The sequence below is a fragment of the Actinomadura sp. NPDC000600 genome (assembly GCF_040492135.1).
In the GTDB taxonomy this organism is placed as follows: domain Bacteria; phylum Actinomycetota; class Actinomycetes; order Streptosporangiales; family Streptosporangiaceae; genus Spirillospora.
On record NZ_JBEUPD010000011.1, the window covers coordinates 62,110 to 81,771 of the forward strand.

The 19,662-nt window shown below is 73.6% G+C and carries 21 protein-coding genes; 11 read left to right on the forward strand and 10 right to left on the reverse strand.

Translation table 11 applies throughout. The features are described from left to right. Positions 1-32: 32 nt before the first annotated feature. Positions 33-1,250 carry a fumarylacetoacetase gene (gene fahA, locus ABWI07_RS17960; RefSeq protein WP_149262984.1) on the forward strand — a complete coding sequence of 406 codons (1,218 nt, stop codon included), beginning with the start codon at positions 33-35 and terminating at the stop codon, positions 1,248-1,250. Positions 1,251-1,430: 180 nt separating this feature from the next. Here the strand turns inward: fahA and ispF are convergent, their stop codons facing one another. Together ispF and ABWI07_RS17970 are read right to left on the reverse strand one after the other, a co-directional pair. Next, on the reverse strand, positions 1,431-1,901 hold the full coding sequence (gene ispF, locus ABWI07_RS17965; protein ID WP_200842260.1) for a 2-C-methyl-D-erythritol 2,4-cyclodiphosphate synthase: 471 nt from the start codon (positions 1,899-1,901) through the stop codon (positions 1,431-1,433). Between the two features lie 34 nt (positions 1,902-1,935). Next, a complete protein-coding gene (locus ABWI07_RS17970) occupies positions 1,936-2,418 on the reverse strand; it encodes a CarD family transcriptional regulator (RefSeq protein WP_021599843.1) in 483 nt (160 codons plus the stop codon). 362 nt (positions 2,419-2,780) lie between these two features. On the opposite strand from ABWI07_RS17970, the gene ABWI07_RS17975 reads away from it, so the two are divergent. After that, on the forward strand, positions 2,781-3,554 hold the full coding sequence (locus tag ABWI07_RS17975) for a hypothetical protein (protein WP_149262986.1): 774 nt from the start codon (positions 2,781-2,783) through the stop codon (positions 3,552-3,554). 199 nt (positions 3,555-3,753) lie between these two features. Continuing rightward, positions 3,754-4,683 (forward strand): copper chaperone PCu(A)C, encoded by a 930-nt coding sequence (locus tag ABWI07_RS17980; RefSeq protein WP_149262987.1) that lies wholly within the window; start codon positions 3,754-3,756, stop codon positions 4,681-4,683. Between the two features lie 132 nt (positions 4,684-4,815). Here ABWI07_RS17980 and ABWI07_RS17985 read toward each other — a convergent pair whose 3' ends face one another. Continuing rightward, entirely contained in the window at positions 4,816-5,487 is a 672-nt protein-coding gene (locus ABWI07_RS17985; protein WP_502912833.1) for a winged helix-turn-helix domain-containing protein, read from the reverse strand. A 5-nt stretch (positions 5,488-5,492) separates the two neighbouring features. Beyond that, positions 5,493-6,701, reverse strand: coding sequence for a sensor histidine kinase (locus ABWI07_RS17990; RefSeq protein ID WP_149262989.1), 1,209 nt, complete (start codon positions 6,699-6,701; stop codon positions 5,493-5,495). A 170-nt stretch (positions 6,702-6,871) separates the two neighbouring features. Between ABWI07_RS17990 and phoU the strand changes: the two genes are divergently transcribed. Both phoU and ABWI07_RS18000 read left to right on the forward strand, forming a co-directional pair. Next, complete coding sequence (gene phoU, locus ABWI07_RS17995) at positions 6,872-7,534, forward strand: phosphate signaling complex protein PhoU (RefSeq protein WP_149263144.1); 663 nt, start codon at positions 6,872-6,874, stop codon at positions 7,532-7,534. 83 nt (positions 7,535-7,617) lie between these two features. Continuing rightward, entirely contained in the window at positions 7,618-8,721 is a 1,104-nt protein-coding gene (locus ABWI07_RS18000; RefSeq protein WP_353819181.1) for a WD40/YVTN/BNR-like repeat-containing protein, read from the forward strand. Here ABWI07_RS18000 and ABWI07_RS18005 read toward each other — a convergent pair. Then, positions 8,718-9,131: a MarR family winged helix-turn-helix transcriptional regulator gene (locus ABWI07_RS18005; protein WP_149262990.1), complete on the reverse strand. Its 414-nt coding sequence runs from the start codon at positions 9,129-9,131 to the stop codon at positions 8,718-8,720. The two genes, ABWI07_RS18000 and ABWI07_RS18005, sit on opposite strands and share 4 nt — an antisense overlap. 80 nt (positions 9,132-9,211) lie before the next feature. On the opposite strand from ABWI07_RS18005, the gene ABWI07_RS18010 reads away from it, so the two are divergent. Continuing rightward, positions 9,212-10,381, forward strand: a complete 1,170-nt coding sequence (locus tag ABWI07_RS18010) for an MFS transporter (RefSeq protein WP_353819182.1) — start codon at positions 9,212-9,214, stop codon at positions 10,379-10,381. Positions 10,382-10,427: 46 nt separating this feature from the next. On the opposite strand, the gene ABWI07_RS18015 is transcribed toward ABWI07_RS18010, so the two are convergent. The 3 genes from ABWI07_RS18015 to mshA are packed head-to-tail and all read right to left on the reverse strand — an operon-like array spanning position 10,428 to position 13,143. Next, positions 10,428-11,261 carry a phosphoglyceromutase gene (locus tag ABWI07_RS18015; RefSeq protein ID WP_235037221.1) on the reverse strand — a complete coding sequence of 278 codons (834 nt, stop codon included), beginning with the start codon at positions 11,259-11,261 and terminating at the stop codon, positions 10,428-10,430. Between the two features lie 29 nt (positions 11,262-11,290). After that, a complete protein-coding gene (locus ABWI07_RS18020) occupies positions 11,291-11,782 on the reverse strand; it encodes a type III secretion system chaperone family protein (protein ID WP_353819183.1) in 492 nt (163 codons plus the stop codon). A 50-nt stretch (positions 11,783-11,832) separates the two neighbouring features. After that, positions 11,833-13,143: a D-inositol-3-phosphate glycosyltransferase gene (gene mshA, locus ABWI07_RS18025; RefSeq protein ID WP_149262992.1), complete on the reverse strand. Its 1,311-nt coding sequence runs from the start codon at positions 13,141-13,143 to the stop codon at positions 11,833-11,835. A 189-nt stretch (positions 13,144-13,332) separates the two neighbouring features. On the opposite strand from mshA, the gene ABWI07_RS18030 reads away from it, so the two are divergent. Further along, positions 13,333-14,091, forward strand: coding sequence for an SDR family NAD(P)-dependent oxidoreductase (locus ABWI07_RS18030; protein WP_149262993.1), 759 nt, complete (start codon positions 13,333-13,335; stop codon positions 14,089-14,091). Here the strand turns inward: ABWI07_RS18030 and ABWI07_RS18035 are convergent. Continuing rightward, positions 14,079-14,900, reverse strand: coding sequence for a class I SAM-dependent methyltransferase (locus ABWI07_RS18035; RefSeq protein ID WP_235037222.1), 822 nt, complete (start codon positions 14,898-14,900; stop codon positions 14,079-14,081). The genes ABWI07_RS18030 and ABWI07_RS18035 overlap by 13 nt on opposite strands. Positions 14,901-15,042: 142 nt before the next feature. Between ABWI07_RS18035 and ABWI07_RS18040 the strand changes: the two genes are divergently transcribed. The 3 genes from ABWI07_RS18040 to ABWI07_RS18050 all read left to right on the forward strand — a co-directional run bounded on the left by ABWI07_RS18040 (position 15,043) and on the right by ABWI07_RS18050 (position 18,036). Next, on the forward strand, positions 15,043-16,656 hold the full coding sequence (locus ABWI07_RS18040; RefSeq protein WP_353819184.1) for an AMP-binding protein: 1,614 nt from the start codon (positions 15,043-15,045) through the stop codon (positions 16,654-16,656). Positions 16,657-16,711: 55 nt separating this feature from the next. Continuing rightward, positions 16,712-17,500: a TIGR03084 family metal-binding protein gene (locus ABWI07_RS18045; protein WP_149262996.1), complete on the forward strand. Its 789-nt coding sequence runs from the start codon at positions 16,712-16,714 to the stop codon at positions 17,498-17,500. 62 nt (positions 17,501-17,562) lie between these two features. Further along, positions 17,563-18,036: a universal stress protein gene (locus ABWI07_RS18050; RefSeq protein ID WP_149262997.1), complete on the forward strand. Its 474-nt coding sequence runs from the start codon at positions 17,563-17,565 to the stop codon at positions 18,034-18,036. Here the strand turns inward: ABWI07_RS18050 and ABWI07_RS18055 are convergent. Further along, positions 18,033-18,545 carry an O-acetyl-ADP-ribose deacetylase gene (locus ABWI07_RS18055; protein ID WP_149262998.1) on the reverse strand — a complete coding sequence of 171 codons (513 nt, stop codon included), beginning with the start codon at positions 18,543-18,545 and terminating at the stop codon, positions 18,033-18,035. The genes ABWI07_RS18050 and ABWI07_RS18055 overlap by 4 nt on opposite strands. A 254-nt stretch (positions 18,546-18,799) precedes the next feature. Here ABWI07_RS18055 and ABWI07_RS18060 point away from each other — a divergent pair, with 254 nt between their 5' ends. Then, complete coding sequence (locus ABWI07_RS18060; protein WP_149262999.1) at positions 18,800-19,654, forward strand: NAD-dependent epimerase/dehydratase family protein; 855 nt, start codon at positions 18,800-18,802, stop codon at positions 19,652-19,654. Positions 19,655-19,662 lie beyond the last annotated feature (8 nt).

Here is a 19,662-nt window from a genome sequence, read left to right on the forward strand (position 1 = left end):
GAAAGGGACGCGGCGGGGGAAGGTATGGCTCCATGACGACCGTTTCGTGGGTCGAGAGCAGTCGGGACGGCGGCTTCGGCATCGAGAACCTGCCGTACGGGGTCTTCTCCCGGCCGGGGGAGCTGCCGCGCGTCGGCGTGGCGATCGGCGACCGCGTCCTCGACCTGGCCGAGATGTCGGCCGCCGGCCTGGTCGAGGACCGGCACTACTTCGCCTCCGGGTCGCTGAACGCCTTCATGGTCGCCGGACGCGCCGCCTGGCGGGCGAACCGGGAGCGGGTGACGGAGCTGCTCACCGACGAGTCGTACCGGGGGCGGGTCGAGCCGCACCTGATCCCGGTCGCGAATGTGCAGGTGCGCAAGCCGTTCGAGGTCGCGGACTACGCCGACTTCTACTCCTCCGAGCACCACGCCGCGAACGCGGGACGGATCATGCGGCCGGACGCCGCGCCGCTGCCGCCCAACTGGAAGCACATGCCGGTCGCCTACCACGGCCGCGCCGGGACCGTGTACCCGTCCGGGACGCCGATCATCCGGCCGTCCGGGCAGCGGCGGGCGAAGGGCGACCCGGAGCCGTCCTTCGGCCCCTCGCGGCGCCTCGACTTCGAGGCGGAGGTCGGCTTCGTCGTGGGCGTCCCCTCTCCCGCCGGGCGGGGCGTGCCGACCGCCGCGTTCCGCGACCACGTGTTCGGGTTCGTGCTCGTGAACGACTGGAGCGCGCGCGACCTCCAGCGATGGGAGTCGCAGCCGCTCGGCCCGTTCCTCGGCAAGTCGTTCGCGACGTCGGTCTCGTCGTGGGTCGTGCCGGTCGCGGCGCTGGAGCCGGCGCGCGTCCCACCGCCCGTCCAGGACCCGGCGCCGCTGCCGTACCTGCGGTGCGAGGAGCCGTGGGGCCTCGACCTGCACCTGGAGGTGCTGATCAACGGGCGGGTGGCCGCGCGGCCGGAGTTCGCGTCGATGTACTGGACGTCCCCGCAGCAGCTCGCGCACGCCACGGTGAACGGCGCTCCGCTCCGCACCGGCGACCTGTTCGCGTCCGGCACTGTCTCGGGCCCCGAGCGCGGGCAGCGCGGCTGCATGCTGGAGCTGAGCTGGGACGGTCAGGAACCGCTGCTGCTCGACGACGGCACGGAGCGCACATACCTGGAGGACGGCGACACCGTGACGCTCCGCGCGCAGGCTCCGGGAGCCGGCGGCTCCCGCATCGCCCTCGGCGAGGTGACGGGCACGGTCCACCCGGCTCCCGCCTAAGGGCGCCCGCTCAAGGTTCGCCGGTCGCCGCCCGCCGGACTCCGCGAGGGCCGTCAGGACCGGTAGGCGTGTTGGCCTGCGAGATGACGTAGCGGCCCTCGACGTCGGCCGTCGCGTTCGCCCCCGTACCGGCGCTTATGCCGCCACTCGACGCATGGGGCATGCCTGCCCGGCGGGGCGCTAGGCGGGTGGAAGGACGATGGCGTTGGCGATGGCGGCGAGGCCCTCGCCCCGCCCCGTGAGGCCGAGGCCGTCGGTGGTGGTGGCGGAGACGGTGACCGGGGCGCCGGACAGGGCCTCGGTCAGGGTCTTCTCCGCCTCCGCGCGCCGTTTGCCGATCTTGGGGCGGTTGCCGATGACCTGGATGGCGACGTTGCCGATGGTCCAGCCCGCCTCGTCGACGCGGCGGGCGACCTCGCGCAGCAGGTCGACGCCGGCGGCGCCGGACCAGCGCGGGTCGGCCGTGCCGAAGACGGCGCCGAGGTCGCCGAGACCGCACGCCGAAAGGAGCGCGTCGCAGGCGGCGTGCGCCGCGACGTCGCCGTCGGAGTGCCCGGCGAGGCCGTGGCCCTCACCCGGCCATTCGAGCCCGGCCACCCACAGGGGGCGCGGCTCGGACGAGAACGGGTGGACGTCGGTACCGACGCCCACCCGGGGAAGCCGTTCGTTCAACGCGGTCGGCCGCTCAGCTGGCCAGGACCTCGTCGAGCAGGGCCTCTGCCTTGTCCTCGTTGGTCTTCTCGGCGAGCGCGAGCTCGCTGACCAGGATCTGGCGCGCCTTCGCGAGCATCCGCTTCTCGCCCGCGGACAGACCGCGCTCCTTGTCGCGCCGCCAGAGGTCGCGGACGACCTCCGCGACCTTGTTGACATCGCCGGAGGCGAGCTTCTCAAGATTCGCCTTGTACCGGCGCGACCAGTTGGTGGGCTCCTCGGTGTAGGGTGCGCGAAGCACCTCGAACACCTTCTCCAGCCCGTCCTGGCCGACGACGTCCCGGACGCCCACGTCCTCGACGTTCTCGACCGGGACCCGTACCGTCAGGTCACCCTTGTCAACCTTCAGGACCAGGTAGGTCCTGTCCTCACCCTTGATGGTGCGAGTCTCGATGGCCTCGATCCGAGCAGCCCCATGGTGGGGGTAGACGACGGTGTCGCCGACCTGGAAAGTCATGTGACAAGTACCCCTTCCGCTAGAACCAGGGTAGCACGGAAACGAGCGTGCCCGAACCGGCCTTCTCGACAAACGCCCAGGTCAAGCCACATATTGGGGTATTGACAAACCCCTTTATTGGTGCATCGCCGTCCAGTTCTCCCCACCCAGCGTAGCCGAGAGAACACCGATATCCCGGTCGAGCGCCTTTACCGGTAACCGCCCCCCGGGTACAAGCATCGTCCCGCCGGCGGTGCGGACGGGTTCCATACTGGGATGTGAGCACGCCGGGCCGCGCGGGTACGAAGCGCCCGGAAGGGTCTTAACAGGACGGATGGGAACGCGCGTCCCGCGGGAACACCGATCGGTGAGGGAGGTGGCGCGTGAGGCCGGACGGCGGCGACCCGGAGCCCGACGACTACGGGCTTCCGCACGTTGACGTCGTCGTGCCCGACGACGCCCGCGAGCTGGAGCGGGACGTCGTCGCCTACCACCGGGAGCGGCGCCGGCGGCGGCGCAGGGCGCGGGTGCGGCGGCTGTACCGCCCGGTGACCCGGTTCGGCGTCGCGATCCCCCTCATCGCGGGCGCGCTTCTCGTCGCGCTGCTGAGCGGCGTCCTGATGACGGCGCTCGGTCCCCGTCCGACGCCCCGTCCGACGAGCGCCCAGCTCGCCCCGCGCCCGACCGCGAGCCCCGGCAGGGTCGGCGGGCTCCTGCCCGACCGCCGGGTCGACGTCGTGACGGCCGGCCGCGCCCCGAAGAGGCTCCAGGACCTGCGCCCCGCGGTGATAGCCATAGTCCCGCCCGGGTACCGGTGCGAGCCCATCGTGGCGGAGCTGGCCGGCCGGGCACAGGAGTACACGGTGAACTTCTGGATCGTCGCCGACCCGCGCCCCGCGGGACCCAGGAAGCCCATGTCCCTGAAAGACCTCAGGGCCTGCGCGGGCACCGCCCACAGGGGAGTACCCCAGATCCTGGAAGACCGCGCCGGCGTCCTGGCCGGCGCCTACTCCCCCGCGCCCGGCACGCCCGGCCCCACGGCGACCGGCATCACCGCCGTCTTCGTGAAGCCGGACGGCCTGGTCACCGAGGTCCTCCGGGCTCCCCAGCCCGGTCCGGCGCTCACCGGGAAGGTTGAGAGCCTCCGTACCGGTTAGCACCCGTGCCGGGGATCTTGTCCGCGAGCCCGTGTGCGCGCGCCCGGGCTCGCCGTGGAAGCCGGTTCAGGCGTGTCGGCCACCCCGGGGAGGGGTCTCCCGTTGAACCTCGCTACGCTTCCCCTGGCGTATCTCACGCCAGCCTCACAACTTCCTGAAGCCACCTCTTCAACTGATATTTCGCGAGGAGACCGACGCCGTGATCCGAAACAGCCGTCGAATGGTCGTGCTCGCCATCGCGGGCGCCGTCGCCATCGCGCCGGTGGTCTCCGGCTGCGGCGCCGGCGAGTCGCCCCAGTCCGCCGCCCCGACGCAGCTCACCGAGGGCGTCAACGTGTCGGTGCCGAAGGACAAGCCGGGCGCGGCGCAGATCGACCTCCGCCACATGTTCCTGCTGGGCCAGGAGGCGGGGCGGCCGATCCAGCAGGGCACGAACGTGGCCCTCTACGGCGTGATCATCAACCAGGTGAAGGGCCGGCAGGACCGCCTGGTCTCGGTGAGCTCCCCGGCGTTCGGCGGCGAGGCGAAGATCGAGGGCGGCTCGCTCACGCTGCCGCCCGCCGCCCCGGACGGGACGGGCAGCTTCACCAAGCTGCTGGGCAAGCCCACCCCGACCCCCACCCCGCAGCAGCAGGGCGGCAAGAAGAAGACGCAGCAGCCGGGAACGCCCTCCGGCCAGGCGTCGCCCTCCGGCAGCGCCACCCCCGAGCCCACCGGCCAGGGCGCGACCCCGAACGTCTCCGAGACCCCGACCTCGGAGAACACGACCGGCCCGCAGGGCGGCGGCCCGTCGGCCGAGCCGCCCGCCGCCGGCGAGCAGCCGCTGGTGGTGCTGCCCAGGCTCAACGAGGAGCTGCGCGCCGGTGACACGGTCCCGCTGACGATGCGGTTCGAGCGCGCCGGTTCCGTCGAGTTCCAGGTGCCCATCGTGGCGCGGCAGGGCGAGTTCGCCACCTACCCGATGCCCGTGTCCCCCGCCTCGCCGCAGTCCCCGAACGGCCAGACCCCCGGCCAGACGCCGAGCCAGTCCCCGAGCGGGGAGGCGAGCACGTCGCCGTCCCCGGGCGCCGAGCAGGGCGGCTCGGAGGCACCGCAGACCCCGACCACCACGGAGACCCCGGCCGCCTGACCCACCGCCCCCGCACACACGAGAACGGCCCGCCCCCAGGGGACGGGCCGTTCCTCATGTCCGTGACCGCGTGTGCCCGCATGTGCCCCCACGCTCATGAGCGTGACAGAACATGCAGGTCACGGCGTTCGGCTAGGGCTCGAACTTGTAGCCGAGGCCTCGGACGGTGACGATGTAGCGCGGGGTGGAGGGGACTTCCTCGATCTTGGCGCGGAGGCGCTTGATGTGGACGTCCAGGGTCTTGGTGTCGCCGACGTAGTCGGCGCCCCAGACGCGGTCGATCAGCTGCATGCGGGTGAGGACGCGGCCGGCGTTGCGCAGCAGCACCTCCAGCAGCTCGAACTCCTTGAGCGGGAGCTGGACGGGCTCGCCGCCGACGCTGACCACGTGGCGCTCCACGTCCATCCGGACCGGCCCGGCCTCCAGGGTCGCGGGCGCGGGCTCCTCGACCTCGCCCTGGCGGCGCAGCACGGCCCGCATCCGGGCGATCAGCTCGCGGGTGGAGAACGGCTTGGTGACGTAGTCGTCGGCGCCGAGCTCCAGGCCGACGACCTTGTCGACCTCGCTGTCCTTGGCGGTCAGCATGATCACCGGGACGTTGGACCGCGCGCGCAGCTCCCGGCACACCTCGGTGCCGGGGAGGCCGGGCAGCATCAGGTCGAGCAGCACGAGGTCGGCACCGTTGCGCTCGAAGATGTCCAGCGCGTCGGGGCCGGTGGCGGCGACGGCCACCTCGAACCCCTCCTTGCGGAGGTTGTACGACAGTGCGTCGCTGAAGGACTCCTCGTCTTCCACGACGAGCACGCGGGTCACGGTGTTGCCTCCCGGGCGGTGTTAGGTGGTGCTGGGTCTGCGGTCGTCCCGGCCGCGGGGCGGCGCGGCGTGTCGAGCAGCGGGAGCCGGATCGTGAACGTCGACCCGTGCCCCTCCTTGCTCCACACCGTGATCTCGCCGCCGTGCTTGCTGGTGACGTGCTTGACGATGGCGAGGCCGAGCCCGGTGCCGCCGGTCTGGCGGGAGCGGGCGGGGTCGACCCGGTAGAACCGCTCGAAGATCCGCTCGATCTCGGCGTCCGGGATGCCGATGCCCTGGTCGGTCACGTTGATCTCGACGTGCCACTCGTCGCACCTGCGGGTCGACACGACGACCCGGGTGTGCTCGGGGCTGTAGGCCACGGCGTTGTCGACGAGGTTGCGCAGCGCGGTGACGAGGAGCTCCTGGTCGGCGCGGACCTGCAGCCCCTCCTCGCCGCCGGCCGCGAGCTCGATGTCCTTGGCGACCGCCTTGATCTGGCAGCGCTCCAGCGCCTCGGCCATCACCTCGTCGAGGTCGATCGGGGTGAGCTCGGGCAGCGGCTCGTCCCCCTGGACGCGCGACAGCGTCATCAGGTCCTGGACGAGATTGGTGAGCCGCACCGACTCGTACTGCATCCGGCCGGCGAACCGGCGGACGGCCTCGGGGTCGTCGGCGGCGCCCTCGACGGTCTCGGCGAGCAGGGACAGCGCGCCCACCGGGGTCTTCAGCTCGTGGCTGACGTTCGCCACGAAGTCGCGGCGGATCGCCTCGGTGCGGTGCATCTCGGTGAGGTCCTCGGCGAGCACGAGGACGAGCCCGTGCGACCCGAGCGGCGCGACGCGGACCGCGAACCAGCGCCCGTCGGCCCGGCGGCGGCCGCCGGCGGGCCCGACCTGGATCTCGGTCTCGCGGATCTCCCCGTCGCGGCGGACCAGCCGGGTCATGGCGAGCACCTCGTCCACCAGCAGGTGGTCGCCGCTGACCAGGCCGTACGCGCGTGCCGCCGAGCTGGCCCGCAGCACCCGGTCCTCGCTGTCCACCACGACGGCCGAAGACCGGAGGACGCTCAGCACCGAGGCGACGCCGGGGGGCAGACTGCCCACCGGGTTCGCCGTGACCGCCGTCCGCTGGGCCCGCTCGCTCACTCGCACCGCCAATCCAGTCGCGAGCCCGATCGCGAGCCCGGCGAGCCCGGTCAGGCTCGCTATTATCTCGACCTCCACACCTCGGATCGTAAGCGGCGTTCCGAGCAACGCTTCCCCGCGGGCCTGGTCAGGGACCTCTCGTTAGCCGAAAGTTCACCTTTGCCACCGGACGCGTTCACGGCCATGGGGCAGGCTGTGGCGTGGGCGAGTCCGCCCTGCCCGCCCCCGTCCAGATCGAAGGATTCGAAGTGCGCGACGCCTACCACGAGGAACTCGACTCCCTCACCGACAGCCTGGTGGAGATGACCCGCCTCGTCCGGTCCGCGATGGCCCGCGCGGTGACCGCCCTGCTGGACGCCGACCTGCGGCTGTCGGAGGAGGTCATCAGCGGGGACGAGCACGTCAACAAGATCGACGCCGACATCGAGGCGACGGTGTTCGACCTGATGGCCCGCCAGCAGCCCGTCGCCGGCGACCTGCGCACCCTGATCACCGCGCTGCGGATGAGCGGCGACCTGGAGCGCATGGGCGACCTCGCCGTGCACATCGCGAAGACGGCCCGCCGCCGCCACCCCGAGTCGGCCGTGCCGCCCGAGCTGCAGGCGATCGTGCTGGAGATGGGCCAGATCGCCGAGCGGATGATCGCCAAGACGGGCAGCGTGATCGCGTCGCAGGACGTCGAGATGGGCCTCGAACTGGACGCCGACGACGACCAGATGGACCGCCTCCACCGCCGGCTGTTCGACCTCCTGCTGTCTCCGAAGTGGCAGCACGGCGTCGAGCCCGCCGTCGACATCACGCTCGCCGGCCGCTACTTCGAGCGCTTCGCCGACCACGCCGTCCACGTCGCGGAGAACGTCGTCTACCTGGTGACCGGCCAGCGCCCCGAGGAGATCGTCGACTCGGCCTGAACCGGCCGGTCCGCGCGCCCGTCCGGGCCCGGTCGTGCCGCTGGGTCTGGACGGCTTGATCATCATTCGTTAGCTTGCGCGTCATGAATCCGATGCGGGCGCTGGTCCGGACGATGACGCTGGCCGGGGTGTGCGGGGCGCTGATGGCGGCGTCCCTCCAGGTGCCGGGCACGGCGTCGGCGCGGGAGGGGGCCGCGGCCTGGGCGCGCGGCCCGGCCTGGCAGCCCACCCCGACCGGCAAGCAGGCGCGGTTCCGCGGGCTGGCGGCGGTCGGCCGGAAGACCGCCTGGCTGGCGGGCAGCGGCGGGACCGTGCTCCGCACGACCGACGGCGGCGCCACGTGGCGCGACGTCGCCCCGCCGGACGCGGAGGGCCTGGAGTTCCGCGACGTCGAGGCGTTCGACGCGCGCCGGGCGGTCGTGCTGGCCATCGGCGAGGGCGACGCGTCCCGCGTCTACCAGACGTCGGACGGCGGCGCCTCCTGGACGCTCGGCTTCAAGAACGACGATCCCAGGGCGTTCTACGACTGCGTCACGTTCTTCGACTCCCGGCACGGGCTGGCGGTCAGCGACCCGGTGGGCGGCCGCTTCCGGATCATCTCCACCGGCGACGCGGGCCGCACCTGGCGGGTGCTGCCGTCCGAGGGCATGCCCCCGGCGCTGGAGGGCGAGGCCGGGTTCGCCGCCAGCGGGCAGTGCCTGGTGAGCCACGGGCCGCGCGACGTGTGGCTGGCGACGGGCGGAGCGTCCCGGTCGCGGGTGTTCCACTCCGGGGACCGCGGCCTGACCTGGACCGTCGCCGACACGCCCCTGCCGTCCAGCCCGTCGCAGGGGGTGTTCGCGGTGGCGTTCCGCGACTCCCGGCACGGCGTCGCCGTCGGCGGCGACTACCGGCCGGGGCAGCCGTCCCCGGCGGCCGCGGCGACGACCGACGACGGGGGCCGGACGTGGCGTCCCGCGCGGCGCCCGCCGGCCGAGTACCGGTCGGGGGTCGTCTGGCCGGTGTACTCGGGCCCGGCCGCGCTGGCGGTGGGCCCCACGGGCAGCGACGGCACCCTCGACGGCGGCCGCACCTGGACCCGGTTCGACACCGGAAGCTTCGACACCGTGGACTGCGCCGCCGACGGCGGCTGCTGGGCCGCCGGCGAGAAGGGCCGCGCCGCCCGCCTCACCTTCACCACCCGCTAGCCGGGTCCTTCCAGGAGCGCCTGGAGTAGGTCGCGCAGCGACTCCTGCTGGGCCGGGGCGAGTGTCGCCAGCGGGGAGTCGGCGTCGAGGCGTTCGAGGACGTCGGCGCGGCAGCGTTCGCCCTCCGGGGTGAGGACGATCTGCTTGGCGCGGCGGTCGGTCGGGTGGGGGCGGCGCTCGACGAGGCCCTGCCCTTCGAGGCGGTCGACGAGGAAGGTCGCGTTCGACGCCTCGCACGCCATGCGGTGGGCGAGCTCGCGCGCCGTGATCGGCTCCGACAGCTCGCGTAGCGCGACGACCTGGGCGGCGGTCATGCCGACCTGGTCAGCGACGCGGCGGGCGTGGACGTCGAGCCGCTGCGCGAACCGGTGGACCAGCTTGCACACGTCGCGCTCCATCTGCTCGCCCATGCCAGGAGTGTAGCCCCTGTGGTTCGAGTCATGATATTGCTAGTTCGAATCATCCGAGTTCGAACTAACTGGGAGTGCGCGTGCCCCCGTCCCTCCTGTCCCTCATGCTGGTCGTCTTCGGCCTGACCACCGGCGAGTTCGTGATCGCGGGCATCCTGCCGGACGTGGCCGACGACCTCGCGGTGTCGGTGCCCGCGGCCGGGCGCCTGGTGAGCGCGTACGCGCTCGGCATGATCGTCGGCGGCCCGGTCGTCACCGCCCTGACGGCGCGGCTGCCGCGCAAGCCGCTCGTGACCGGCCTCGTCGCCGTGTCGGTCCTCGCCAACCTCGGCTCCGCCGCGGCCCCGAACTACCCGGTGCTGCTCGCGACCCGGTTCCTCGCGGGCCTGGTCGTGGCCACGTTCTTCGCCATCGCCATCGCCACCGCCGTCTCGACGGCCCCCGCGGGCCGGGCGGCGTCCGCCGTCGCGAAGGTGGCGCTGGGGCTCAACCTCGGCATCATCCTCGGCACCCCGCTGGGCACCGTGATCGGCCAGGAGTTCGGGTGGCGGGCGACCTTCGCCGCGGTCGCCGCGCTCACCGCCGTGGCCCTGGCCATGGTGCTGCGGTTCGTCCCCGCCCTGCCCGCCGCCGCGACCGGCCAGCTCCGGGACGAGCTGCGCGTGTTCGCCGGGCGGGACGTCCGCCTGGCGATCTTCCTCACCGCGCTCGGCAACGTGGGCGTGGTGACCGTCTTCACCTACATCGCGCCGCTGCTCACCGAGGTGAGCGGGTTCGCCGAGGGCGCCGTGCCGGTGCTGCTCCTGGTGTACGGGGCGGGCGCGGTGGCGGGCAACTTCCTCGGCGGGCGGCTCTCGGACCGGGACCTCATGCCGTCCCTGATCCGGCTCCTCGGCGCGCTGGCCGCCGCGCTGGCGCTGTTCTGGGCGGTGGGCGGCGTCCGGCCGCTCGCCGCCGCGCTGACCTTCGCGCTCGGCCTGCTGGCCTTCGCGGTCGTCCCGGGCATGCAGACCCGGGTCCTGACCACGGCGGGCGCGGCCCCGACGCTGGCGGTCGCCGTCAACGCCTCCGGCTACCAGGTCGCGGCCGCGTTCGCCGGATGGCTCGGCGGTGCGCTGATCAGCGACGGACCGGGCCTGCGCTCGCTGTTCCCCGTCGCGGCCCTGCTCACCCTCGCCGGGCTGGCCACGGCCGTGCACATCCACCGCCGCGACCGCCGTCCCGCCGCGGCGGGCGCCGAGCCAGTCTGATCGCGTCCGCTGTTCGAGGGGCCGCCACCCGGGCGGCCCCTCGGGCCTACTTGCGCCTGCCGCGCTTGGGCTTCGGAGCGTCCTTCGGAGCGGGGGCCTTGGCGTCCTTCGCGTCCTTGGGGGCCTTGCCGCCCTTGGCCGCGCCCTGGTTCTTGACGGCCTCGATGGCGGCCTTGGCGGCGGCCGGGTCGAGGTACTCGCCGCCGCGCTTGAGCGGGGAGAAGTCGTCGTCCAGCTCGTAGACGAGCGGGATGCCGGTGGGGATGTTCAGGCCGACGATCTGCTCGTCGGAGATGTCGTCCAGGTGCTTGACCAGGCCGCGCAGGGAGTTGCCGTGCGCGGCGACCAGGACGGTCTTGCCGGCGGCCAGGTCGGGGACGATCGCGTCGTACCAGTACGGCAGCATGCGGTCGACGACGTCGGCGAGGCACTCCGAGCGCGGGATCAGCTCGGACGGCAGCTCGGCGTAGCGCAGGTCGTTGACCTGGGACAGCGGGTCGTCGTCCTTGATGGGCGGCGGCGGGGTGTCGTAGGAGCGGCGCCACGTCATGAACTGCTCTTCGCCGAACTCCTCGCGCGTCTGCGCCTTGTTCTTGCCCTGGAGGGCGCCGTAGTGGCGCTCGTTGAGGCGCCAGGAGCGCTTCACCGGGATCCAGAGCAGGTCGGCGACGTCCAACGCGATGTTGGCGGTGCGGATGGCCCGCTTCAGCAGCGACGTGTGCACCACGTCTGGGGTGATGTCGGCGTCGAGCAGCAGGTCGCCGCCCTTGGTCGCCTCGCTCTCGCCCTTGGCGGAGAGGTCGACGTCCACCCAGCCGGTGAACAGCCCCTCCGCGTTCCAGACGCTTTCGCCATGCCGGAGCAATACCAGGGTCGCCATGGGACCAGAGCCTATCGGCCCCGCGCGGGTCACTCGCGGTTGGCCGGGTCCGCGAAGGAGGCGAAGGCCTGGAGGTTGGCGAGGCTCTCGCCGCGCTTGACGCGCCAGTCCCACTCGCGCTGGATGGACGACTTGAACCCGCGCTCCAGCGCCTTGTCGAAGTTCTCGTCGGAGTAGGTGAGGACGCAGCCGAGGAGGCGGTCGACCTCCTCCGGCGACACCGATTCGAGCGGGACCTTCCCGACGAGGTGGACGTCGCCCACGTCGTCCAGCGCGAAGGCGACCCCGTACATGCGGCCGTTCTTCTCCAGGAGGAACCGGTAGAACTCGGCGTGGTTCTCGTCGGGGCGGCGGCAGAAGAACGCCTCGACGTGCAGCGAGTGGTCGCCGACGATGAGCCACGTCATGGTGGCGAGCTTGTGCTGCCCGGGGAGCTTGACGAAGAACGCGTTCTCGCGCGGCTCGTCGAACTCCAGGTCGGCGGCTTCCAGCGTCTCCCGGATGGTCTCGACGACGCTCATGCGTGCTCCCCCCTGGGGGGCGGCTCCCCGCGCCCCCCGCTCGGCTTCGTTCATACGGTCGCTTCCACGGCGGCGGTCGGCTTCGACACGGCACCGGTATACACGTCCAGAAGGCGGTCGACGGTGGTGTCCCAGCCGAAGTCGCGCGCGTGCCGGACGGCGCCGCGGGCGAGGCGGGCGTGCAGCCCGGGCTCGGCGTGCAGGCGCCGCAGGACGGCGGCGTAGTCGGCGGGGTCGTGCCCGGAGACCAGCACGCCGGACTCGCCGTCGGCGACCGCGGTGCACAGGCCGCCGACGCGGGACGCGACGACCGGCGTTCCGCAGGCCTGGGACTCGACGGCGACGAGCCCGAACGACTCGCTGCGGGACGGGACGACGGTGACGTCCGCGGCGCGGTACCAGTCGGCCAGCTCGTGCTGGGGCGCCGGGGGCTCGAACCTCATGACGTCGGAGATGCCGAGGTCGGCGGCGAGCAGTTGCAGGCCCTCGGGGCGGCACAGCCCGGAGCCGCTGGGGCCGCCGACGACGGCGACGACGAGCCGCGAGCGCAGCTCCGGGTCGTCCGCGAGCATGCGGGCGACGGCGCGCAGCAGCACGTCGGGGGCCTTCAGCGGCTGGATGCGGCCGACGAACAGCAGCACGTAGGCGTCGCGGGGCAGGCCGAGGCGGCGGCGGGCGGGCCCGGTCCGGTGCGGCAGGAGGCCGGCGCCGCGGGCGATGAGGGGCGACTCGGGGCGGAACACCGACAGGTCGACGCCGGGGCTGACGGCCGCGACGCGCGAGGGGTCGGCGCCGTAGAGGTCGACGAGTTCGCGGGCCTCCTTGGCGGTGTTGGCGACGAGCTGGTCCGCCGAGGCCACGACCTGCTCCTCGCCGAGGACGCGCTCGGCCGGCTCGGGCTTGTCGTCGTCGGCCAGGGCCGCGTTCTTGACCTTGGCCATCGTGTGCATGGAGTGGACGAGCGGGACGCCCCACCGCTCCTTCGCCGCCCACCCCGCCTGGCCTGACAGCCAGTAGTGCGTGTGGAGGAGGTCGTAGTGGCCGGGGTCGTGGGCGGCCTCCGCGCGCAGCACGCCGGAGGTGAAGCCGCACAGGTGCCGGGGGAGCTCGGTCTTGTCGAGCTCCTCGAACGGCCCGGCGACCACGTTGCGGACGAGGACGCCCGGCGCGAGCTCCACGGCGGGCGGCAGGGCCCGGGAGGTCGCGCGGGTGAAGATGTCCACCTCGACCCCCCTGGCGGCGAGCCGCTTGGCGACCTCGACGACGTAGACGTTCAGGCCGCCCGCGTCGCCGGTACCCGGTTGATCCAGAGGGGAAGTATGGACACTGATCGTCGCAACTCGGTTGATACGACGCGACACCGGACACCACCTCCGACAGTGCAACCTATCGACCGGGGTTACGTGTTCCCTCGGCAAGGTGGCCAAGCGTGACTCACCGCCACAGTGACCGACCTCACCCGCGCCCGCCGCACCGGTCCCCGCGGCTCCCGCCTCCCGTGCCGGGCAGTACTGTGCCGACCAGGCTCACCCACCCGAGAGACTGGACCCATGCGCAAGACGGCGATAGTGACCGGAGCAAGCAGCGGCATCGGGGCGGCCACGGCGAGGCGCCTGGCGGCCGAGGGGTTCAACGTCGTGCTCGCCGCGCGGCGCCGCGACCGCCTCGACGACCTCGCCAAGGAGATCGCCGAGAGCGTGCCGGGCGCGGGGAGGATCGCGCCGGTCACGCTGGACGTGACCGCGCAGGAGTCGGTGGACGCGCTCGCGGCGGCGGTCGACGCCTGCCACGTCCTGGTCAACAACGCCGGCGGGGCGCTCGGCATGGACAGCGTCGCCGCCGCCGACCTCGACGACTGGCAGTCGATGTACGACACCAACGTCCTGGGCCTCGTCCGCGTCACCAAGGCGGTCCTGCCGAAGCTGGTCGAGAGCGGCGCGGGCCACATCGTCAACATCACCTCGCTCGCCGGGCACGTCCCGTACGAGGGCGGCGGCGGGTACAACGCGGCCAAGCACGCCGCCTACGCGGTGAACGAGGTGCTGCGGCTGGAGCTGGTCGCCGAGCCCGTCCGGATCACCGAGATCGCGCCGGGCCTGGTGAAGACCGAGGAGTTCTCGCTGGTCCGGTTCCACGGGGACGAGGAGAAGGCCGCCAAGCCGTACGAGGGCGTGTCCGAACCGCTGGTCGCCGACGACGTCGCGGACTGCGTCGCCTGGGCCGTCACCCGCCCGCCGCACGTCAACATCGACCGCATCGACGTCCAGCCGCGCGTCCAGGCCGCCCCGCACAAGCTCTACCGCGAGTAGGGCGCGACGGCGCTCCAGGGAAGCGTGACCTCGCCGAGGCGCCACCGGTTCCGGCCGCCGTACGGGGGTCGGGCCAGGACGGGATGGGTCCGCGCCAGCAGCGACACGGCCTCGACCCAGCGCGCGCGGGGGCCGAACGCCGAATGGGGCGCCGCGATCGCCCAGCACCGGTCGAACGCGGCCAGGAACTCGTGGACGGGTTCGCCCGGCACGTTCCGGTGGATCAGCGTCTTCGGCAGCCGCTCGGCCAGCGCCGAGGGCCGCTCGAGCGAGCGCACGTGGGCGGCGAACGTGATGGTCCGCGGGCCGTCCCTGGTGAGCGTCACCCAGACGGCACGGCGTCCGATCTCGTCGCACGTCCCCTCGACCAGGACGCCGGAGGGGGCGAGGCGCGCGCGCAGGTCGTCCCATGCGCGCCACGCCGCCTGCTCGTCGTACTGCCGCAGCACGTTGAACGCCCGCACCAGCACCGGCGGGCGCGGCACCGGCAGTTCGAAGCCGCCGCGCCGGAACGACAGCCCGTCGTGGGGCCCGGTGGCGGCGGCGAAGGCGACCCCGGCCGCGACCCGGGCGGGCTCGATCTCGATCCCGACGACCTCCAGGCGCGGCGACACCGCGCGGAGCCGCGAGTACAGCTCGAAGGTGGTGACCGGGGACGCGCCGTAGCCGAGGTCGACCGCCAGCGGGTGCGCGCCCGAGCGCAGCGCGGCGGTCTGGGTGGCGGCGATCCAGCGGTCGATCCGGCGGAGCCGGTTGGGGGCGGTGGTGCCGCGGGTCACCTCCCCCCGCGGCCTCGGGACTGGGGGCACGGGGTAATTGTCGGGGCTCATCCCCTATGCCTTGTACGCCGGTGTACGGCCGGTCCGCTCCGCCAATGCCGCACCCACTGAACGGGATTCGGTAAGCCATCGGTTACGGTGCTGCCGACGCCCCCGTCCCGGAGGAGTGCCGATGCTCGACCTGGCGACCCTGCACGAGGCCATCGCCGCCGCGATCCCCGACCGCGAGTGCCTGGTGTGGCGCGACCGCCGGATGACCTGGCGCGAGGTCGCCGACCGGACGCGGCGCCTGGCGAACGTCCTGCACGCGCACGGCCTCGGCCTGCACGCGGAGGACGGCGGCCCGGCGCCGGAGCCGTGGGAGTCGCCGCACGACCACCTCGCGCTCTACCTGCACAACGGGCCGGAGTACCTGGAGGGCCTGGTCGGCGCGCACAAGGCGCGGGTCGCGCCGTTCAACGTCAACTACCGGTACGTGGACGAGGAGCTCGCCCAGCTGTTCACCGACGCCCGGCCGGCCGCCGTCCTGTACCACGCGCGGTTCGCCGACGTGATCGGCCGGGTGGTCGAGAGGCTCGGCACCCGCCCGCTCCTCCTCCAGGTGGCGGACGACTCGGGCGCCGCCCTCCTGCCCGGCGCGCTCGACTACGAGGAGGCGCTCGCCAAGGCGTCCTGCGAGCCCCTCCCCGTCCGTCCGAGCCCGGACGACCTGCACATCCTCTACACCGGCGGCACGACGGGGATGCCGAAGGGCGTGCTGTGGCGGATCGGCGACCTGATGATCGGGCCGCTCGGCATGCGGCGCCGCGACGGCGCCCCGCTCACCGACCTCGGCGAGGCGGTCGAGCGGGCCGTGCGCAGCGACGTGCGGGTGCTGGTCGGGCCGCCGCTCATGCACGGCGGGGGCACGTGGTCGGCGCTCGGCGGCTGGTGCGGCGGGGGCGCCGTGGTGTTCCCCGACCGGGTGGACGGCCTGGACGCCGCCGACCTGATGGTTACGGCCGAGCGCGAGCGCGTCACCCGGATGCCGCTGGTCGGGGACGCGTTCGCCCGTCCGATCGTCGCGGCCCTGGAGGCCCGCCCGCACGACCTCGGCTCGCTGCGCACGCTCATCAACTCCGCCGCCGCCGTCAGCCCGGGCGTGAAGGCGCGGCTGCTCGAACTGCTCCCGCACACGCGGCTCGTGGACGTGCTCGGCTCGTCGGAGTCCGGGTTCCAGGTCACCCGGCACGGCCCGGCCGCCCGGTCGTTCCGGCCGGCGGCGGGCACGGCCGTGCTGAGCGCCGACCGGTCCCGGCGGCTCGCGCCCGGCGAGGACGAGCTCGGCTGGCTGGCCAAGGGCGGCGACGCGATCCCGCTCGGCTACCTCGGCGACCCGGCGAAGACCGCGTCCACGTTCCTCACCGTGGACGGCGAGCGCCTCGTCGTCGCGGGCGACCGGGCGCGGCTGCTCGACGACGGCACCGTCGAGGTCCACGGGCGCGAGGCCACCACGATCAACACCGGCGGCGAGAAGGTGTTCGCCGAGGAGGTCGAGACCGTCCTGCGCGGCCTGCCCGGCGTCGCCGACGCGCTGGTGGTCGGCCGCCCGAGCGAGCGCTGGGGCACGGAGATCGTCGCGGTGCTCGGCCCGTCCGGCGCCCCGTCCGACGACGAGCTGCGCGCGGGCTGCGCCGCCCAGCTGGCCCGCTACAAGATCCCGAAGGCGTTCGTCCGCACCGACCGGAGCCTGCGGCTGCCGAACGGCAAGGCCGACTACGCCGCCGCCCGCGCCCTGGTCGACTGAACGAAATTCGGTCCGCCCCTGTACCCCGCGCCCCGGGACACGGGATCATTGCGGCATGCCCGACCTGCAGCTCCTGCTCGCCGACCTCGCCGCCGAGGGCGACTCCGTCGACGCCCTGGTGGCGCCGCTGCCCGCCGGCCGCTGGGCCGACCCGACCCCGGCCGAGGGCTGGACGATCGCGCACCAGATCGCGCACCTCGCCTGGACGGACGCGCAGGCGGTCGTCGCGGCCACCGACGCCGCCGCGTTCGCGCGGCACGTCGAGCAGGCCATGGCGGACCCGGCCGGCTACGTCGAGGCGGGCGCGCGGGAGGGCGCCGCCGAGGAGCCCGCCCGCCTGCTCGCCCGCTGGCGGGAGGGGCGCCGCCGGATGGTGGAGGCGCTCGCCGCCGTCCCGCCGGGCACCCGCCTGCCCTGGTTCGGCCCGCCGATGAGCGCCGCGTCCATGGCGACCGCGCGGCTCATGGAGACCTGGGCGCACGGCGAGGACGTCGCCGACGCGCTCGGCGCGCGCCGCGAGCCCACGAACCGACTCCGGCACGTCGCGCACATCGGCGTCCGCACCCGCGACTTCGCGTTCCGCAACCGGGGCCTGGAGCCGCCCGCCGAGGAGTTCCGCGTCGTCCTCCGGGGCCCGGACGGCGACGAATGGACCTGGGGCCCGCCGGACGCCCGCCAGTCGGTCACCGGCCCCGCGCTCGACTTCTGCCACGCGGTGACCCAGCGCCGCCACCCGGCCGACCTCGCCCTCACCGCGACCGGCCCCGACGCCGAGCGCTGGCTGGAGGTCGCGCAGGCCTTCGCGGGCCCGCCCGGAGCGGGCCGCGCCCCCTCCCGCGCCTGAGAGATTCGCCACTGGCCTCCGCGTTCGCGTTCGCACGGCGCGCCCGTGGAGATGTTCTTCGTATGACGGTTCTCATCGCGTACGACGGTTCTGACGACGCCCGGGCGGCGGTCGAGTACGTGGCGCGGCACCTGCGCCCCGAGCCGACCGTGATCATGACGGTGTGGGAGCCGCTGCTCACCCAGATCTCCTGGGCGCCGATCGCCGCCGCCGTGCCCGTCGCCGGCCATATGGAGGAGGGCGAGCAGTACGAGGAGGAGAAGCAGGCCGAGCGGCTCGCCGAGCGGGGCGCCGCCATCGCCGCCAAGGCGGGGCTGACCGAGGTGGCGGTGCGCGCCGAGCGCGGCGGCGGGCCGGTGTGGGCCGCGATCGTGGACGTCGCGGAGGAGCTGAACGCCTCTCTCATCGTCACGGGCTCGCGCGGCCTGGCGGGGGCGCGGTCGGTGATCCTGGGCAGCGTGTCCACGCGCGTGCTGCACCACGCCCACCGCCCGGTCCTGGTGGTGCCCCCGCCGAAGCCGGACGACGAAGGCTAGAACCCGCTCACCGCGCGTTCGAAGGCGCTGTAGGCGTCCTCGGTGAACAGGACGAAGCGGGCGTCCACCACCTGGGACGGGGTGGCCCGGACGGTGCCGACCGCGATGCGGGCGGCGTCGTCCATGGGCCACCCGTAGATGCCGGCCGACACCGCGGGGAAGGCGATCGAGCCGACGCCCAGCTCGTCGGCGATGCGCAGGGACTCCCGGTAGCACGAGGCGAGCTGGTGGGAGCGGTCCTCGGAGGCCGAGTACACGGGGCCGACGGTGTGGATCACCCACTCGGCGGGCAGCAGCCCGGCCCTCGTCGCCACCGCCTGGCCGGTCGGCAGGCCGCCGCCGTAGTGGGAGGCGCGGAGCTTGCGGCACTCCTCCAGGATCTCCGGTCCGCCCTTGCGGTGGATCGCGCCGTCCACCCCGCCGCCGCCCAGCAGCGACGAGTTCGCCGCGTTCACGACCGCGCCCACCTTCTGCTCGGTGATGTCGCCCTGGACAAGAGTGATCTTCATGTGCCGCCGATCCTTCGCAGTGCCGAATCCCGTCCGAGGACAAGAATTCTCGTCTGCGGCGCACGCGAAACGCACCGGGGCGCCTCCCGGCGGTACGCTCATGGCGGACGAGCCGCCGGGGGGCGGTGCGGGCCCGTCCGACTTCGTCCGGCCGGACGCAGGGGGGTGTCCATGCGGAACGCCGGGCGTGACCAGTGCTGACAGACCCCACAGCAGACGATGCACGATGGCGTGAGAGCCGCGGAGGTACCCCCTTGAAGATTCTCCTCGCCGGAGCGACCGGAGTAGTCGGCCGCCGGCTGATCCCGCTGCTCGTCCAGGCGGGCCATGAGGTCGCAGGGACGACGCGCCGAACCGAACGCACCGGCATGCTGCGCGACCTCGGCGCCGCGCCGGTCCTGCTGGACGTGCTCGACGCCGGCGCCGTGCGCGACGCCATGGCCGCCGTGCGTCCCGACGCCGTGATCCACCAGCTCACCGATCTCAGCGACGAGGACTTCGAGGCCAACTCGCACCTGCGGATCGTGGGCACCCGCAACCTCGTCGACGCGGCGCGGGCCGCCGGCGTCCAGACCATGATCGCGCAGAGCATCGCCTGGCTGTACGTGCCGGGCGACGCCCCCGCCGTCGAGACCGACCCGCTCGACTCGCACCTGCCGCCCTACGCGGGCATCGCATCGCTGGAGCAGGCGGTCGCCGAGATGCCGCACGGCGTCATCCTGCGCTACGGGGCGCTCTACGGCCCGGGGACCTGGTACGCGCCCGACGGCGCCATCGCCGAGCGGGTGCGGGCGGGCACCCTGCGCCAGGCGCCGTCCTGGACGTCGTTCGTGCACGCCGACGACGCGGCGTCCGCGGCGCTCGCGGCCCTCGACTGGCCCGCCGGGGTCGTCAACGTCGTCGACGACGAGCCGGCGACCACGGCGGACTGGCTGCCGGTCTACAGCGCGGCGCTCGGCGCGCCCGGGCCGGGCAGCGCCGGCAAGCACGCGGCCACGACGGGGCGTCCGGTGTCCAACGCCAGGGCGCTGGGCCTCGGGTGGAAGCCGCAGGTGCCGTCCTGGCGCATCGGGTTCGCGCAGATGGACGTGCCGGTCGGCACCGACTGACCCGGAAC

Bases quoted from the DNA above. Each gene is read 5' to 3' on its own strand.
- ABWI07_RS18045 (WP_149262996.1), top strand. From the start codon at position 16,712: ATGCCCGACCTGCAGCTCCTGCTCGCCGACCTCGCCGCCGAGGGCGAC.
- fahA (WP_149262984.1), top strand. From the start codon at position 33: ATGACGACCGTTTCGTGGGTCGAGAGCAGTCGGGACGGCGGCTTCGGC.
- ABWI07_RS18050 (WP_149262997.1), top strand. From the start codon at position 17,563: ATGACGGTTCTCATCGCGTACGACGGTTCTGACGACGCCCGGGCGGCG.
- ABWI07_RS18005 (WP_149262990.1), bottom strand. From the start codon at position 9,131: ATGGGCGAGCAGATGGAGCGCGACGTGTGCAAGCTGGTCCACCGGTTC.
- ABWI07_RS18055 (WP_149262998.1), bottom strand. From the start codon at position 18,545: ATGAAGATCACTCTTGTCCAGGGCGACATCACCGAGCAGAAGGTGGGC.
- ABWI07_RS18020 (WP_353819183.1), bottom strand. From the start codon at position 11,782: ATGAGCGTCGTCGAGACCATCCGGGAGACGCTGGAAGCCGCCGACCTG.
- ABWI07_RS18040 (WP_353819184.1), top strand. From the start codon at position 15,043: ATGCTCGACCTGGCGACCCTGCACGAGGCCATCGCCGCCGCGATCCCC.
- ABWI07_RS18030 (WP_149262993.1), top strand. From the start codon at position 13,333: ATGCGCAAGACGGCGATAGTGACCGGAGCAAGCAGCGGCATCGGGGCG.
- ABWI07_RS18015 (WP_235037221.1), bottom strand. From the start codon at position 11,261: ATGGCGACCCTGGTATTGCTCCGGCATGGCGAAAGCGTCTGGAACGCG.
- ABWI07_RS18000 (WP_353819181.1), top strand. From the start codon at position 7,618: ATGAATCCGATGCGGGCGCTGGTCCGGACGATGACGCTGGCCGGGGTG.
- ABWI07_RS17970 (WP_021599843.1), bottom strand. From the start codon at position 2,418: ATGACTTTCCAGGTCGGCGACACCGTCGTCTACCCCCACCATGGGGCT.